Source organism: Bradyrhizobium sp. T-12 (genome assembly GCF_058314695.1).
In genome coordinates this window covers 3,030,657-3,045,849 of the sequence record NZ_CM177756.1, presented here as the reverse complement: position 1 = coordinate 3,045,849, position 15,193 = coordinate 3,030,657, and the positions used below count along the sequence as shown (strand labels likewise).

General features: G+C 64.5%; 15 protein-coding genes. 1 reads left to right on the top strand and 14 read right to left on the bottom strand.

Going from position 1 to position 15,193, the window contains the following annotated elements:
• Complete coding sequence (gene glsA, locus AC0WRY_RS14220; RefSeq protein ID WP_194407575.1) at positions 1–1,848, top strand: glutaminase A; 1,848 nt, start codon at positions 1–3, stop codon at positions 1,846–1,848.
• A gap of 90 nt (positions 1,849–1,938) precedes the next feature.
• Here glsA and AC0WRY_RS14215 read toward each other — a convergent pair whose 3' ends face one another.
• The 14 genes from AC0WRY_RS14215 to AC0WRY_RS14150 all read right to left on the bottom strand — a co-directional run bounded on the left by AC0WRY_RS14215 (position 1,939) and on the right by AC0WRY_RS14150 (position 15,159).
• Positions 1,939–2,241, bottom strand: a complete 303-nt coding sequence (locus AC0WRY_RS14215; protein ID WP_194407574.1) for a nucleoside triphosphate pyrophosphohydrolase family protein — start codon at positions 2,239–2,241, stop codon at positions 1,939–1,941.
• Positions 2,242–2,267: 26 nt separating this feature from the next.
• Complete coding sequence (locus AC0WRY_RS14210; protein ID WP_194407573.1) at positions 2,268–2,795, bottom strand: carboxymuconolactone decarboxylase family protein; 528 nt, start codon at positions 2,793–2,795, stop codon at positions 2,268–2,270.
• A gap of 596 nt (positions 2,796–3,391) precedes the next feature.
• Entirely contained in the window at positions 3,392–3,751 is a 360-nt protein-coding gene (locus tag AC0WRY_RS14205) for a Zn-ribbon domain-containing OB-fold protein (RefSeq protein WP_194407572.1), read from the bottom strand.
• Entirely contained in the window at positions 3,748–4,884 is a 1,137-nt protein-coding gene (locus tag AC0WRY_RS14200) for a thiolase family protein (protein ID WP_194407571.1), read from the bottom strand. Before AC0WRY_RS14200 ends, AC0WRY_RS14205 begins: the two co-directional genes overlap by 4 nt.
• 146 nt (positions 4,885–5,030) lie before the next feature.
• On the bottom strand, positions 5,031–6,230 hold the full coding sequence (locus AC0WRY_RS14195; RefSeq protein WP_194407570.1) for a CaiB/BaiF CoA transferase family protein: 1,200 nt from the start codon (positions 6,228–6,230) through the stop codon (positions 5,031–5,033).
• A gap of 126 nt (positions 6,231–6,356) precedes the next feature.
• Positions 6,357–6,563, bottom strand: a complete 207-nt coding sequence (locus tag AC0WRY_RS14190) for a hypothetical protein (RefSeq protein WP_194407569.1) — start codon at positions 6,561–6,563, stop codon at positions 6,357–6,359.
• A 192-nt stretch (positions 6,564–6,755) separates the two neighbouring features.
• On the bottom strand, positions 6,756–7,925 hold the full coding sequence (locus AC0WRY_RS14185; protein ID WP_491123261.1) for an acetyl-CoA acetyltransferase: 1,170 nt from the start codon (positions 7,923–7,925) through the stop codon (positions 6,756–6,758).
• Between the two features lie 60 nt (positions 7,926–7,985).
• Positions 7,986–8,636 (bottom strand): bifunctional 4-hydroxy-2-oxoglutarate aldolase/2-dehydro-3-deoxy-phosphogluconate aldolase, encoded by a 651-nt coding sequence (gene eda, locus AC0WRY_RS14180; protein WP_194407567.1) that lies wholly within the window; start codon positions 8,634–8,636, stop codon positions 7,986–7,988.
• Positions 8,637–8,654: 18 nt separating this feature from the next.
• On the bottom strand, positions 8,655–9,623 hold the full coding sequence (locus AC0WRY_RS14175) for a sugar kinase (protein WP_194407566.1): 969 nt from the start codon (positions 9,621–9,623) through the stop codon (positions 8,655–8,657).
• 24 nt (positions 9,624–9,647) lie between these two features.
• Positions 9,648–10,634 (bottom strand): D-erythronate dehydrogenase, encoded by a 987-nt coding sequence (gene denD, locus AC0WRY_RS14170; protein ID WP_491123260.1) that lies wholly within the window; start codon positions 10,632–10,634, stop codon positions 9,648–9,650.
• A 67-nt stretch (positions 10,635–10,701) separates the two neighbouring features.
• Positions 10,702–11,625: a carbohydrate ABC transporter permease gene (locus tag AC0WRY_RS14165; protein ID WP_194407564.1), complete on the bottom strand. Its 924-nt coding sequence runs from the start codon at positions 11,623–11,625 to the stop codon at positions 10,702–10,704.
• 81 nt (positions 11,626–11,706) lie between these two features.
• Positions 11,707–12,624, bottom strand: coding sequence for a carbohydrate ABC transporter permease (locus AC0WRY_RS14160; RefSeq protein WP_018319834.1), 918 nt, complete (start codon positions 12,622–12,624; stop codon positions 11,707–11,709).
• A 100-nt stretch (positions 12,625–12,724) separates the two neighbouring features.
• Complete coding sequence (locus AC0WRY_RS14155) at positions 12,725–14,044, bottom strand: ABC transporter substrate-binding protein (RefSeq protein WP_194407562.1); 1,320 nt, start codon at positions 14,042–14,044, stop codon at positions 12,725–12,727.
• A 47-nt stretch (positions 14,045–14,091) separates the two neighbouring features.
• Positions 14,092–15,159, bottom strand: a complete 1,068-nt coding sequence (locus tag AC0WRY_RS14150) for an ABC transporter ATP-binding protein (RefSeq protein ID WP_194407561.1) — start codon at positions 15,157–15,159, stop codon at positions 14,092–14,094.
• Positions 15,160–15,193: the final 34 nt, after the last annotated feature.

The following is a 15,193-nucleotide window of genomic DNA, read 5'->3' as shown; positions in this document are numbered from 1 at the left end:
ATGACACCTCTCTCGCCTCTTGCCACCGCCTGGACCCGCTCGAAGCCGCCTTTGCTGCGGTTTCTGGACAATTGCCTCAACGAATTCTCTGCCGAAACCTCGGGCAGTGTCGCCGATTACATTCCCGAGCTGAGCAAGGCCGACCCTGCCTATTTTGGCATCAGCCTGGCTACGCTGGACGGCCATGTCTATGAGGTCGGCGATTCCAGGGTGCCCTTCACCATCCAATCGATGTCAAAACCGTTCGTGTTCGCGCTGGCGCTGGACCTGCTCGGCGCCGGCAAGGTTGAGAGCGCGATCGGTGTCGAGCCCTCCGGCGATCCCTTCAACTCGATCCGGCTCAATGCGGAGAACCATCCGTTCAACCCGATGGTCAATGCCGGCGCGATCGCCTGCACCGGGCTGATCTACGACAGCAAGGGCGCGGAGGCCTTCGAGCGAATCCGGCTCGCCCTCGGCCGCTTTGCCGGACGCGATCTGGATGTGGACGAAGCCGTCTACGCCTCCGAAAGCCAGACCGGCGACCGCAACCGCGCGATCGCGTATCTGCTCAAGACCAACGCGGTGATCTCAGACAACGTCGCCGCGGTGCTCGACGTCTATTTCCGGCAATGCGCCGTGCTGGTGACCGCACGCGACATCGCGGTGATGGCGGCAACGCTGGCCAATCGCGGCGTCAATCCGGTCACGGGCGAGCAGGTGCTGACGCCATACGCGATCTCGCGCGCGCTCTCGGTGATGACCTCGTCGGGCATGTACGACTATGCCGGCGAATGGATCTACCGGATCGGCATTCCCGCCAAGAGCGGCGTCGGCGGCGGCATCCTGGCGGCGCTGCCCGCTCGACTCGGTCTCGGCAGTTACTCGCCAAAGCTCGACAAGCACGGCAACAGCGTGCGCGGCATCAAGGTCTGCGAGGCGCTGTCGGCGCATTACGACCTGCACATGCTCAACCGCAGCGACGATGCCCGCAACGCCGTCATCGCCGATTACGATATCGGCAAGAGCCCGTCGCGCCGCGTGCGCCGGGCGCAGGAGCGCGAGATCCTGGCCGCGCACGACCAGGCAGTACGCGTGATCGAGCTGGTCGGCGTGCTGTCCTTGTCCGCGGTCGACTACGTGACGCGCAGGCTGGCGGGGCAACCGCGGCCGCAGATCGTCGTGTTCGACCTGCATCGCGTCACCTCGACCACCCGCGCCGGGGCGCGGCTCGTTGCCGAAGCGTTCGAGGAGCTTGCCGCACTGAATGTCACGGTCGTGCTGTCCGGCGTCAGGCGTGCGTCCAGGGAATGGGACTCTTTGCGCGAATGGACCGCCGAACTGAAGAACGTCCGCGACTTCTACCTGCTAGATACCGCGATCGAATGGGCGGAAGACCAGATTGTCTACCGCTATGGCGGCTCGATCGATTTCCACGAGACCACCGAGCTTGCCGAGCAGCCGCTGCTCGAAGGCCTCAACGAAGAAGAGCTGACGGATCTCGCCTCGATCTGCACGATCCGGACCTTTCAGGCCGGCGCGAAGATCATCACCACGGGCGATCCCGCCTCCTCCCTGTTCTTCCTGCGCAGCGGCGCGGTGCATGTCACGCTGCCCGACGGCGTGCGGCTGGCGACGCTGACCGCCGGCATGGCCTTCGGCGAGATGGCGCTGCTGGAGACGACGCGCTCGGCCGACGTGTTCGCCGACATGGCGGCGACCGCGTTCGAGGTCCCGCTGAAGGATTTTGAGCGTTTCCGCAAGCAGCACCCGCACGCCAGCGAGCGCGTCATGCGAAATCTCGCGCAGCTGCTTGCCGACCGCCTGATCGTCGCCAATGCGAAGGTGGATATTCTGACGTCGACGTGAGCGGCCTCATTCACCAGAGGTCGTCATGCCCGGGCCTGTCCCGGGCATGACCCTGCGGAGGGACTGTCGCCCGCGAACGTACACGTTTGCTCAGCGGCTCGCCGCCTCGCTCAGCCGCCGCTTGATCTTCCTTGCGCTGGCTTCCAGCAGCTCGGACGGCTGCTGGCCGGTGGCCGCGCACAGGCAGGCCCAGTAATAGATGACATCGCCGAGCTCATCGACCAGACCCGCCTTGTCGAGCCAGTCGTCGCGCAGCAGCTTCTTGATGTGGTCGGCGACCTCGCCGGATTCACCGGCGAGGCCGAGACCGAGATAGGACAACCGCTCGTTGGACGGATGCTCATCGACCTTCGCGATGGTCGCAGCCCAGGCCGCATATTCGTCGATCGTCATCGGCATCCCTCGCCGTTTCTGTCGGCTCAGCCCACCACTTCGGTAACAGGCTGAAGGTCGATCTCGAAAGTCTCCAGGAATTTCGAGGTCATGATGTAGAAGCCGACCGAGAGCTGCAGCTCGACCAGCGCGGCCGGCGTCAGCTTCGACGCGATCGCCTTGAAGGTCACATCGGTCGGCTTCTTCAGCTTCACGATCTCGTCGGTGAAGGCGAGCGCGGCGCGCTGCACCTCGTTGAAGCAGGTCGCGGCCTGCCAATTCTCGAGCGCCTCGTTCTGCTCGTCAGTGACGCCGACATTCTTGCCGATGCGCTTGTGCGCGACGATCTCGTACGGCGCCTCGCACAAGATGCCGGTGCGGGTGATCGCGAGCTCGCGGACGACAGGATCGAGCTCGCCCTTGTGGCGGATCGCGCCCCCGAGCCGGCAGTACTGCTCGAAATAGCTCGGCGAGTGCGACATCATGCGGAAGATATTGGCATTGCGGTTCTTTTCGAGGATCTCGCGGGTGCGGTCTGATGCCTTGGACGGGTCGCTGTACGGAATGCGGGCCATGATTTTCCTGAAGTTTTCCCTGAGTTTTTGATGCTTTTTGTAGGTACCGGCGAGATTTCCCTGAAACTCTATTCTTGCACCGACGCCGGAGCAACATCATCGAGTCAAAATGCCGCCGCATTGCTGATCGACCTTGAGACAGTCGATATTCGCCGTGTGGGGACACATCGCGGTGAGTACTCGAGAAGTGGGGTGTTCCGAGTAAAACAATTGGCCGTCGGGTGCGCTTGCCGCACAACGATGAGTCACGCCCAAGTCTAGGGAGAAAACGGCATGAAGGAAGCCACCAAGGGGGCGGCCTCGGGAGCGCTCGCGCATATGCTGGCGGTGACGGCGATGCTGGTCATCGCCAGCATCTTGTTCTACGGGCGTTAGTCAGCGTTGTGTGAGAGTTTTCGTCATTCCGGGGTGGCTCTCGCACAGGCCAGGCCCAGAATTCCCGTTCCAGGCTCGGTCTCTCAGGACCGCCCCCGAATGACGAATCCCATCGTTGCTCCGTAGCCCGGATGAAGCGAAGCGCAATCCGGGAAAGTCCAACAGCGAGGTGAGGACCCATTACGCTTCGCTCCATCCGGGCTACGGCAATCCCAATCTCACTATTTCTGTTTGGCGAAGAACGGCACGAGCTTTCCGGCGAACAGCTTGAAGCTCGCAACGACCGAATCGCCGATGGCGAGGTCATTCTCGCCGTGCGCCATCATGCGAAATCCCTCGGCGCAATCGACCAGCAGGATGTTGTAGGGCACGTGCGCCCGCGTCTCGGGCGTAGCGGCGCGGCAGACCAGCGAGGTGGCGTAAACTCTACCCTTGCCGCTGGCGCGCAGCTCGCGCGGATTCGATTCGCCGCACGCCGCGCAGAAGGCGCGGTGAAAATATTGCACATGCCCGCATGAGGTGCAGGCCTGGTAGGTGATGGCCTCCTCGCCCTCGGTCCAGTCTGCCACAGGCTCACTCATCGCACGCGCTCCAGGAACATGCTGACGTGCGACGACAGCACACCGCCGTCGCCATGCAACAGGGCGATCGAGGCGTCGCGCACCTGGCGATTCGCCGCCCGCCCCGTCATCTGCAAATGCGCCTCGACCAGATGCGCCATCGCGCCGCCGACACCGCAATGGCCATAGCTGAGCAGCCCGCCATGGGTGTTCAACGGCATCGCACCATCGCGGCCGAAATGACCCGCACGCACCTGCGCCGCCGCCTCGCCCCGAACGGCAAGGCCGAGGTCTTCCAGCAGCATCGCGAGCGTGATGGTGAAACTGTCGTAGATCGCGGCGTAGCGGACATCGGAGATCGCTAGGCCCGTGGCCTGCTTGGCGCGCGCGATCGAAATCTCGGCACCGAGTTCACTCAGCGCCGGCGCGGCCGTGACATGCTGATGCGTATGCGCCTGGGCGCAACCGCGGATGCGCACGCCCGCGTCCCCGGTCCGCTCGCGGCTGATGACGAAGGCCGCGCCGCCGTCGGACACCGGGCAGCAATCGAGCAGCTTGAGCGGCATCGCCACCGGCTTGGAGGCCATGACGTCGGCAATCGTGATGGGATCGTGGAATTGCGCGCCGGGATGGGTGCAGGCGTGCGCGCGCATCAGCACGGCGAATTCAGCGAGATCTTCTTCGGTCACGCCGTATTCGTGCATGTAGCGGTTTGCGACGAGGCCGTAATAGGCGGGAATGGTCGGCCCGAGCGGCACCTCGTAATCGGGATGGCCGACCTGCGCCAGCGCCTGGATCGAGGCGTCGCGGCTCTGCCCGGTGAGACGGTTCTCGCCGGCGACGACGAGTACGTGGCGCGCAACGCCGGCTTCCACGAGATGATGCGCCAGCATCGTCATCGCGAGCCCGGTGGCGCCGCCGACCTGCACGGCGTGGGCGTAAGACGGGCGGATACCGAAATGTTCGGCGAAGACGGTCGCGAGCATGATGTGCGGTGAGACCGTGGAATAGCCGCAGAGGATGCCGTCGATCTCGCTGCGCTTCAGCCCGGCATCGTCGAGCGCGGCTTGCGCGGCCTTGCTCATCAGGTCGAGCGAGGATGCGCCTTCGTGTCTGCCGAAGGGCGTGAGGCCTACGCCGGTGATGAAGCTCATGCTCTCTCTCCGCTGTCATTCCAGGGCGGCCCGAAGGGCCGAACCCGGAATCCATCGCGCCGCGTGTGCGGAGGACAGATGGATTCCGGGCTCGCGCCGAGGTGGGCGCGCCCTGGAATGACGGATGAGAGATTTATCGTCATTCCCTACTCCGGCGCCGCGCGCGTGACGCCGTCGCGCACCATGGCGGCGATCTCATCGGCCGAGTAGCCGATCTCGCGAAGGATCTCCGCGCCGTGCTCATTCAGTCGCGGTGCCAGCCGCACCGGCTCGGCTTCGGTCTCCGACCAGCTTGCCGTCACCTTCATGCTGCGGATTGGCCCCTCCGTCGGGTGGGTCACGACCGGGAAGAAATTCGTCGCCTCCAGATGCGGATCGTGCAGGATCGAGCCGAGGTCGTGCATCGGCATGACGGGGACGTCGGCCTTGGTCAGCAGGTCGATCCATTCGGCCGTGGGGCGCGTCTCGAAGATGCGGGCAAGCTCGGCATAGACGACGTCGATGTTGGCGGCGCGGCCGGCGAAGGTCGCGAATTTCGCATCGGCGCGCAGGTCGTCGCGTCCCGTCGCCTTGAAGAAATTCTCCCACTGCTTGTCGTTGTAGACGATGACGCTGAGATAGCCGTCCGAGGTCTTGTAAGGGCGGCGGTCGCGCGAGAGGTGGCGGGCATAGCCGCCCTTGTCGAGCGGCGGCTCGTAAGTGAGGCCGGCCATATGGTCGCCCATGACGAAGCCGGCCATGGTCTCGAACATCGGAATGTCCAGACGCTGGCCGCGCCCGGTGCGGTCACGATGGACGAGGCTGGCGCAGATCGCGCCGACGGCGGTGAGGCCGACGATGCGGTCGACCAGCGCATTCGGCACGTAGCGCGGCACGCCGTCGCCGGTCTGCGCCATCAGCGCCGGCAGAGCCGTGGCACCCTGGATCAGATCGTCATAGGCGGGTTTTGCCGCGTACGGCCCGTCCTGGCCGAAGCCGAACACGCCGGCATAGACCAGGCGCGGATTGATGGCGGAGACGACGTCGTAGCCCAGCTGCAACCGCGCCATCGCCTGCGGGCGGACGTTGTAGACGAGGACGTCGGCGTCCTTCAGCAGCCTCAGCACGACCTCGCGTCCCGTGGGCTTCTTCAGGTCGAGACAGATCGAGCGCTTGCTGCGATTGGTGTTGAGAAACACCGGGCCCATGCCGGCGTGGCGCATCGGGCCGATCAGCCGGGTGACGTCGCCGTCGAGCGATTCCACCTTGATGATTTCGGCGCCATAGTCGCCGAGCATCTGGGTCGCATAGGGCCCCATCAGCACGGTGGTCATGTCGACGACCTTGACGCCCTTCAGCGGCCCCATCGTTCGCTCCCGATTGCGCGGGAGCCAAGGCGCGGCCCCGCGATTGGGTCCAGCTAAAGGCAGCGAGGCCGCGCGCACAAGGGCGGCCGGCGTATGGCCGCATGCGCCGCGCGGCGTTACCGGACGCTATTTCTTCTGGCGGGATTCGCGGATCTTGAGCAGCCGGTCAAGCTCGTCGTTCTGCTGGCTGATCCGGTCGGCGATACGCGACTCGTTCTGCTCGCCCGAGGCGGCCGCGGCCTGCTCGATGAGCTGGCGGATATTGTCCTCGAGGATCGCGATGCGATCGTTGAGTGCGTCGAGGGAGAGAGAGTCTTCGTAGTCATTGCTCATGATGCATTCCCCGCAAATCAATCAGGAGCTTTAAGGGCCGCTGGCCGGCCCACCATGATCTAGCGCAAAGGTCGTAGGGTGGACTTAGCCGCATGCGTGATCCACCAACTCTGTCTCCGCGGAGACGAAAGAGGTGGGTTACGCCGGCACCTGCGCTTCGCGCAGCCGCAGGCTAACCCACCCTACAAGAGCCTATTTCAGCGGCTCCAGGATGGAGACGTAGTTGGCGACCGCGGCCCCGCCCATGTTGAAGATGCCGCCGAGCTTGGCGTTGTTGAGCTGCATGCCCTCGGGCGCCTGGCCGGCGAGCTGCATCGCGGTCATCACATGCATGGAAACGCCGGTGGCGCCGATCGGATGGCCCTTGGCCTTCAGGCCGCCGGACGGATTGACCGGCAGCTTGCCGTCCTTGAGCGTCCAGCCTTCCTTGATGGCGCGGGCGCCCTGCCCCTTCGGCGTCAGGCCCATCGCTTCGTATTCGATCAGCTCGGCGACCGTGAAGCAGTCATGGGTCTCGACGAAGGAGAGATCGGACAGCGTCACGCCGGCCTTCTCCAGAGCGCGCTGCCAGGCGACGGTGCAGCCCTCGAACTGGAGGATGTCGCGCTTGGACATCGGCAGGAAATCCTGGGCGTGCGCGGTGGCGCGGAAGCCGATCGACTTGCTCATGCTCTTGGCGGTCTCGGCGTCGGCCAGAACCAGCGCCGCGGCGCCGTCGGAAACCAGCGAGCAGTCGGTGCGCTTCAGGGGACCTGCGACGTAAGGGTTCTTCTCGCTCTCGGCGCGACAGAAGTCGAAGCCGAAATCCTTGCGCATCTGGGCGAAGGGATTGGCGACGCCGTTGTTGTGGTTCTTGGCCGCGATCAGCGCCAGCGCGTCGGACTGGTCGCCGTATTTCTGGAAGTAGGAGCTGGCGATCTTGCCGAACACGCCGGCAAAGCCGCCGACGGTGTCGCCGTCCTCGGGCAGATAGGACGCTTTCAGCAGGTTCTTGCCGATCTCCGGCCCCGGGGTGCGGGTCATCTGCTCGACGCCGACGACGAGGACGATCTTGGCGGCGCCCGCGGCAATCGCGCGCAGGCCCTGATGGACGGCGGCCGAGCCCGTGGCGCAGGCGTTCTCGACCCGGGTGGCCGGCTTGAAGCGCAGCTTCGGGTCGGCCTGGAGCACCAGCGAGGCGGTAAAATCCTGCGCCGAGAAGCCGGCGTTGAAATGGCCGAGCACGATCTCGTCGACATCGCCGGCCGAAATGCCGGCATCGGCCATCGCCTCGTTGGCGACGCGGGTGACGAGGCTTTCGACGGTCTCGGTGTCGAACTTGCCGAACGGCGTATGCGCCCATCCGACGATGCTGGCGGTCATGGTCTTTTCTCCCTGGCGGTCTCTTGCTGACCTAAGTCTTAGCGCAGGGATGGCAAGACTTCACGCAGGTTTAAGCGCCCCGAGGGTGCGCTGGCAGATGGCAGTTATGCCGGCCCAGTTCCCGGCCCTGACCTCGGCCGCCGGGCACAGCCAGGAACCGCCGACGCAGACCACGTTCGGCTCGGCCAGCCAGCTCGCCGCATTGGCCTCACCGACCCCGCCGGTCGGGCAGAACCGCACGTTCGGGAACGGACCGCCGAGGGAGCGCAGGCCCTTGATGCCGCCGGCCTGCTCGGCCGGGAAGAATTTTGCGACGTCGAAGCCATGGGACAGCGCCATCATCAGCTCGGACGCCGTGGCTATGCCCGGCGCGAACGGCAAGGAGCTATGGGCGGCCGCCTTGAGGAGGTCGGGGGTCAGGCCCGGGCTGATGGCGAACGCGACGCCGAGCTTCTCCACACGGGTGAAGTCGGCCGGATTGAGGACCGTGCCGATGCCGACGACAGCCTCGGGCACTTCGGCCATCATCGCCCGCGCCGCCTCGATCGCAACGGGGGTGCGCAGCGTCACCTCCAGCGTGCGGACGCCACCGGCGACCAGCGCACGCGCCAGCGGCACTGCGTCCTGGATGCGCTCGATGGTGAGAACGGGAATGACGGTCGCCGCCTTGAACAGCGCGACGAGGTGGTTCTGTTGGGCAGCAGTGGGCATCTCGTGGATCTTTTCGCTTTACTTGGTCGCTTGGCGCGTGGCCGCCGGCCGGTGCCGCTTCTTCGGCGGCATGGCATAGCCTGGAATAATGGCGCCGGGATAGCAGATCACGAGGCTGGCGAGGCGATGCCCGGCCTGGGCGGCCTCGACCGGATCGGAACCGGCGAGCCTGGCGGCAATGTAGGCGGCGGCAAAGCTATCGCCGGCCGCCGTGGTGTCGACCACGGGCTTGGTCATGGGCTCGGCGCGGACCTCGTGCGTAGCCCCGGGAACGCGCAGCAGGCTGACCGGCTCGGCGAGGCGGAACACCAGCTCGGGCGTCGGGATGCGCGCCATCAGTTGGTCATTGCTCTCGGCGGGATAGAGCGCAAGCAGATCCTCGGTCGAGGTCAGCACGATGTCGGCGGCCGCGAAGGCTGCGGCAAACACCTCGCGCGCGACGTCGCGGTCCGGCCAGCCCCGCGCGCGAAAATTGGTGTCGAACACGAAGCGGGTGCCGAGCAGGCGCGCGCGCTTGATCGCCGCGAACAGGCGATCGCGCCCCGAAGCGTCGTAGATCGAGAGCGTGATCGCGGAGAGATAGACGATGTCGTAGCTCATCAGCGAATTGAGCAGCTCGTCGGTCTCCGGCAGGCACATCAGCTGCCGCGCCGCCGCGCTGTCGCGCCAGTGAAAGAACTGGCGCTCGCCCTTCGCATCCGTCTGGATCATGTAGAGGCCGGGCAGCTTGCCCGGGATCCGCACGACGCGTCTGGTGCCGACATTCTCCGCGTTCCAGGCGGCGATCATCTCATCGCTGAGAGCATCGTCGCCGAGCGCGGTGAGATAGTCGACCTTGACCTCGAGCCGCGCCAGATAGACGGCGGTGTTGAGGGTATCGCCGCCGAAGCCGCGTGAGTAAAGGCCGCCCCCCTGCCCGGCAGACGCGCCGCCTTGCGCCTGCCTGAGCTCCACCATGCATTCGCCGATGCAAGCAACGCTCGCCATCACCAGGGCCCGCTCTGTCGGAGATCAGGCGACGAAATTGCCGCCGAGCTCGTCTTCGATGTGAATGCGGATGATGTCGTCGAAAGTCTTCTCGGCCGTGGTGAAGCCGAGCTCGAGCGACCGCTTGGCGTTGAAATTGCGCGGCCAGCCGCCGACGATGCCGACGATGAAGGGATCGGGCTCGCGCTTGATGCGCGCGGCGACCTTGTCGCCCGCAACCCGCTTCAACGCCGCGATCTGCTCGCCGACCGTGGCCGACAGGCCCGGCATGGTCAAATTGCGGCGCGGGCCGACGGCAGCGAGATCCATGGTGCCGGCGTGGAGCAGGAAGCCGACGGCCGAGCGCGGCGTGGCGTGCCAGTGACGAACGTCCTCGGACACCGGGAGCACCGCTTCCTTGCCGGCCAGCGGCTCGCGCAGGATGTTGGAGAAGAAGCCCGACGCCGCCTTGTTGGGCAGGCCGGGCCGGATGCAGATGGTCGGCAGGCGGATGCCGATGCCATCGAGGAAGCCGCGGCGCGAATAGTCGGCCAGCAGCAGCTCGCCGATCGCTTTCTGCGTGCCGTAGCTCAGCAGCGGGGTGTGGAAGAACTCGTCGCCGATCGCATCCGGGAACGGCGCGCCGAACACCGCGATCGAAGACGTGAAGACCACGCGCGGCTTGTAGCCGCCGCCGACGAGCCTGATGGCATCGAGCAGCATCCGCGTGCCGTCGAGATTGATGCGGTAGCCCTTGTCAAAATCGAGCTCGGCTTCGCCGGAGACGATGGCGGCGAGATGGAAGATCACATCCGGGCGGCCGGCGATCAGCTTTTCGGCCGCGCCGGGGACTGCGAAATCGCCCGACACCGTCTCGACCGGGAAACCGGCCTTCTCCGGCTTCTTCGGCTCGACCACGTCATGCATGGTCAGTTTCGTGATGTCGCTCTTGCCGAGCCGGCCGTCGCGCAGCAGCCGTTCACAGAGCTTGCGGCCGACCATGCCGGCGGCGCCGAGAACCAGAATGTGCAAGAGCTCAACTCCTTCTTATTGGCCTGGAGCGCACCGCTCCTGGCGCGCTCTTAAGGCAGCCCCGCGATCATTCCTTCACGGCGCCGGTCATCGCGGACACATAATGCTCCACGAAGAAGGCGTAAAGGATGACGAGCGGCAGCGAGCCGGCCAAGGCTCCCGCCATCAGCGAACCCCAGCGGTAGATGTCACCGTCCACGAACTCGTTGACGATCGCGACCGGCACCGTCTTGTTGCTGGTCGACTGCAGGAACGTCAACGCGTAGATGAACTCGTTCCAGCACAGCGTGAAGCAGAAGATGAAGGCCGATATCAGGCCGGGGATGGCGAGCGGCAGGACGATCTTGATCAGGATCTGCCAGCGGCTCGCCCCGTCGATCAGCGCGCATTCCTCGAGCTCGAACGGGATGGTCTTGAAATAGCCCATCAAGAGCCAGGTCGAGAACGGGATCAGGATGGTCGGATAGGTCAGGATCAGCGCCAGCGGCGAGTCGAACAGGCCGTACTGGAATACGACGGTGGCCAGCGGGATGAACAGGATCGACGGCGGCACCAGATAGGCGAGGAAGATCAGCCCGCCGACGAGATTGGCACCCTTGTAGCGCAGGCGGACGATGGCGTAGGCCGCGAGCACCGATGCGATGATCGAGAGAATCGTGGCGCAGATCGCCACGTACATGGTGTTCCAGAGCCAGTGCGGATAGTAGCTCTCGAACAACAGCTTGTGGAAATGCTTGAAGGTCGGATTCCAGGTCCAGAACGGGTTGAACCTGTCGAGATCGAGCAGCTGATCGTCGGGCTTCACCGAGGTCAGCGCCATCCAGTAGAACGGAAACAACAGCACCACGACGATGATCGTGAGCGGCAGGTACAGCGTCACCATGCGGCGCGGCACCGACTGCAGATAGCTCATGCCCTCGCTGTTATCGACGCGCGCCGACGTCGCCAGGACGGTCTTGAGATCCACTTTCGAGGCAGGAAGATCAGTCATTGTTCTCTCCCTGTTGCCAGTTGCGGCAGCGCGCGAGGGGCTTGCCGCGTTCGCGCAAAAAATACGGGCACAATGCGGAGATCAGTCATTGTTCTCCCCCTGCTGCCACTTGCGACGCTGCAGGCCGAACCATGACACCATGATCGCAGCGAGCAGGAACGGAATCATGGCGCTGGAGATCGCCGCGCCCTCGCCGAGCTGTCCGGCGATGATCGCGCGCTGGTAGGACAACGTCGCCATCAGATGGGTGGCGTTGACGGGGCCGCCGCGGGTCATCGCCCAGATCAGCTGGAAGTCGGTGAAGGTGAACAGCACCGAGAAGGTCATCACGACGGCGATGATCGGCGTCAGCAGCGGATAGGTGATGAACCGGAAATTCTGCCAGCGCGTGGCGCCGTCGAGCGTTGCGGCCTCGTAGAGCGACGGCGATACCGTCTGCAAGCCTGCGAGCAGCGTGATCGCCACGAACGGAACGCCGCGCCAGATATTGGCGAAGATCACGCAAATGCGCGCCCAGGTCGTGTCGCCGAGGAAGTTGATGTTTTGATCGATCAGACCAAGATGCCTCAGCGACCAGGAGATGATCGAGAATTGCGAGTCGAAGATCCACCAGAATGCCAATGCCGAAAGCACCGTCGGCACGATGAAGGGGATCAGGACCATCGCGCGCAGCATCGCCTTGAACGGCATGTTCTCGTTCAGCAGCAGCGCGAGATAGAGTCCGATCGCGAATTTCAGGGCGCTGGCGACGAAGGTGTAGAGCAGCGTGTTGAACACCGACAGCCAGAAGATGGAATCGTCCCACAACCATTCATAGTTTTCGGTGGCGACGAAGTGACCGACCCTGCCGATGCGAGTGTCGGTGAAGGACAGCCAGATGCCAAGCCCCAGCGGATAGGCCAGGAAGAAGATCAGGAAGGCCATGGCCGGCACCATGAACCAGAAGCCGAGCCAGTTGCGGTTGTGTTTGAGCTGGGTCCAGGCGCTGTCCTCGCTCATCTGAGGCTTGGCCCGGGGAATTGCGACATCAGCCATGCCCGATATCCCTGATCGAAATGTTGACGAGCGGGCGGCACGACTGCCGCCCGCTCCGTGATCTTCAGCGATAGATGCGCTTCAGCTGGCGCTCGGCTTCCGCCATCGCGCCCTTCGCATCCTTGGTGCCGGTGCAGTAATTGGCGAACATATCGACGACGATGAAGTCGGCGATTGCCGTTGCCGCCTTTTCGCCGACCGTGCCGATACCGGACGCCGGCAGCGTGCGCTTGGACGCCTGCGAGAACACCTCGTTCTTGGGATCGGCCTTCCAGATCGGTGCCGATTCATAGCCGTTCAGGGTCTGCGTCAGATAGCCCTGCGCGCCATCCAGCCACTTCTCGTAGTTCTCCTTCTCCAGCATGAAGGCGACGAAGGCCTTCGCCGCGTTCGGATATTTGGTGAAGTTGAACGCGAGGATCGGCAGCGCAAGCTGCAGCTCGGTCGGCTTGCCGACCGGTCCGACCGGCCAGAGCGCGTGATAGGTGTCCTCGGCGAGCTCCTTCTTGCTCGCATCGGTCTTGGCGGCGACGTAGATCGAGATGCCGTTCGCCGTGCAATAGAGCTCGCCGGCGAGGAACGCCTTGTTGTTGGAGGAATCGTTCCAGGACGCCGTGCCGGGAATGAAGCTGTCGTACAGCGCCTTGCAATATTCCAGCGCCTTCGCCGTCTCCGGCGAATTGATGATGATCTTGTCGTTCTGGTCGACCGTGTAGGCGCCGTGACCCCACAGCACCCAATGCAGCCACGAATTGCCGTCGCCCGAGGCATGGCCGAGAGCGAAGCCGGCCGGCGTGTTGTTCTTCTTCAGTGCCTTGCACATCTCGAGGAAGCCGGGGAAGTCCTTCGGGAATTCCTTGAAGCCCGCCTTCTCGAGCGCCGACTTGCGGTACGTCATGTAACCGCCGTTGGTTGCGACGGGAATGCCGAGCCAGTCGTTGCCCTGCTTGCAGGTCTTGGCCGCCGCATCGGTCCAGCCGCCGTACTTCTTGCCGAGGTAGTCGGCGACGTCATTCATCTTCAGCACTTTGGTCGGGAACAGCTGCGGCAGCGTGTGCAAGCCCCAGGCAAGATCGAGCCCCGAGCCGGTATTGGCCGCAACCGAGGCCTTCGGCTGCACGTCCTCGAACGACTCGCTGAACACGTTCATCTCGGTGCCGGTCGCGGCCTTGAAGGCCGCCACCATCGCGTTGAACGCATCGTCCTCAGCCGGCACGAAGCGCTTCCAGCGCATCACGGTCAGCTTTGCACCGGGCTCCGCCTTCCAGGGCGAGCTCTGCGCCCAGGCCTTTGCGAACTCGAAGAGTGCCGGCCCGGTGAGCATGCCGGTTGCAGCCAGTGCCGTTCCGCCCTGAAGCAGAGTCCGGCGGGTAAAGTCTTGCATGTCGTCCTCCCTGTGATGCTTTTTTATTGTCTTAAGTAAAACTCACGCTACGCGTTCAGGCGTTTTCCCGTCGCCTCGTCGAACAAGTGCACCAGTGACGGGTCGGGCTTCAGCCGGATCTTGTCACCCGGATTGAACTGGTGACGCTCGCGGAACACCGCGACGACCTGCTCGCCGCCGATCTTGGCGAACACCTGCGTTTCCGAGCCGGTCGGCTCGACCACGATGATCTCGGCTTCGGCGCCGTCGTCGGCGATGGTGAAATGCTCGGGCCGCACGCCGTAGACCGCGGGACGGCCGTCGGACGCCGCGGGCGCGGTCTTGAGCGGCAGCTTGACGCCGTTCGGCCCCTCGAAGGTCGCAACGCCGTTGGTGCGCACATGTCCCTTCAGGAAGTTCATCGCGGGCGAACCGATGAAGCCGGCGACGAACTGATTGTCGGGCCTGTCGTACAGCTCGAGCGGCGTGCCCATCTGCTCGACGATGCCGTCATGCATGACGACGATCTTGTCGGCCATGGTCATGGCTTCGATCTGATCGTGGGTGACGTAGACGGTCGTCGTCTTCAGCCGCTGGTGCAGCTCCTTGATCTCGGTGCGCATGGCGACGCGCAGCTTGGCGTCGAGGTTGGACAAGGGTTCGTCGAACAGGAAGACCTGGGGGTCGCGCACGATGGCGCGGCCCATCGCGACGCGCTGGCGCTGACCGCCCGACAGCTGGCGCGGATAGCGATCGAGCAGCGGCGTCAGTGCGAGAATTTCGGCAGCCCGCTTGACGCGCTTGTTGATCTCGTCGGAGCCGGCATTCCGCAGCTTCAGCGAGAAGCCCATGTTGTCGGCAACGGTCATGTGCGGATAGAGCGCGTAGTTCTGGAAGACCATGGCAATGTCCCGCTCCTTGGGCTGGACATTGTTGACGACGCGGTCGCCGATCGAGATCGTGCCGGAGGTAATGTTCTCGAGACCCGCGAGCATGCGCAGGAGCGTCGACTTGCCGCAGCCGGAGGGGCCGACCAGAACGACGAATTGGCCATCCTCGATCGGTACAGTCACGCCGTGCAGGACTTCAAAATTGCCGAACGATTTCCGCACGTCGCGGATTTGCACAGACGACATCTAGCTCCCTCCTCGAAAGTCCACGGCGCCTCTC

Excerpts from the sequence above, each read along its gene's own strand:
- AC0WRY_RS14190 (WP_194407569.1), bottom strand. The coding sequence starts at position 6,563 with ATGAGCAATGACTACGAAGACTCTCTCTCCCTCGACGCACTCAACGAT.
- AC0WRY_RS14165 (WP_194407564.1), bottom strand. The coding sequence starts at position 11,625 with ATGACTGATCTTCCTGCCTCGAAAGTGGATCTCAAGACCGTCCTGGCG.
- AC0WRY_RS14160 (WP_018319834.1), bottom strand. The coding sequence starts at position 12,624 with ATGAGCGAGGACAGCGCCTGGACCCAGCTCAAACACAACCGCAACTGG.
- glsA (WP_194407575.1), top strand. The coding sequence starts at position 1 with ATGACACCTCTCTCGCCTCTTGCCACCGCCTGGACCCGCTCGAAGCCG.
- AC0WRY_RS14210 (WP_194407573.1), bottom strand. The coding sequence starts at position 2,795 with ATGGCCCGCATTCCGTACAGCGACCCGTCCAAGGCATCAGACCGCACC.
- AC0WRY_RS14195 (WP_194407570.1), bottom strand. The coding sequence starts at position 6,230 with ATGGGGCCGCTGAAGGGCGTCAAGGTCGTCGACATGACCACCGTGCTG.
- AC0WRY_RS14205 (WP_194407572.1), bottom strand. The coding sequence starts at position 3,751 with ATGAGTGAGCCTGTGGCAGACTGGACCGAGGGCGAGGAGGCCATCACC.
- AC0WRY_RS14150 (WP_194407561.1), bottom strand. The coding sequence starts at position 15,159 with ATGTCGTCTGTGCAAATCCGCGACGTGCGGAAATCGTTCGGCAATTTT.
- AC0WRY_RS14175 (WP_194407566.1), bottom strand. The coding sequence starts at position 9,623 with ATGGCGAGCGTTGCTTGCATCGGCGAATGCATGGTGGAGCTCAGGCAG.
- AC0WRY_RS14200 (WP_194407571.1), bottom strand. The coding sequence starts at position 4,884 with ATGAGCTTCATCACCGGCGTAGGCCTCACGCCCTTCGGCAGACACGAA.
- AC0WRY_RS14215 (WP_194407574.1), bottom strand. The coding sequence starts at position 2,241 with ATGACGATCGACGAATATGCGGCCTGGGCTGCGACCATCGCGAAGGTC.
- eda (WP_194407567.1), bottom strand. The coding sequence starts at position 8,636 with ATGCCCACTGCTGCCCAACAGAACCACCTCGTCGCGCTGTTCAAGGCG.
- AC0WRY_RS14155 (WP_194407562.1), bottom strand. The coding sequence starts at position 14,044 with ATGCAAGACTTTACCCGCCGGACTCTGCTTCAGGGCGGAACGGCACTG.
- AC0WRY_RS14185 (WP_491123261.1), bottom strand. The coding sequence starts at position 7,925 with ATGACCGCCAGCATCGTCGGATGGGCGCATACGCCGTTCGGCAAGTTC.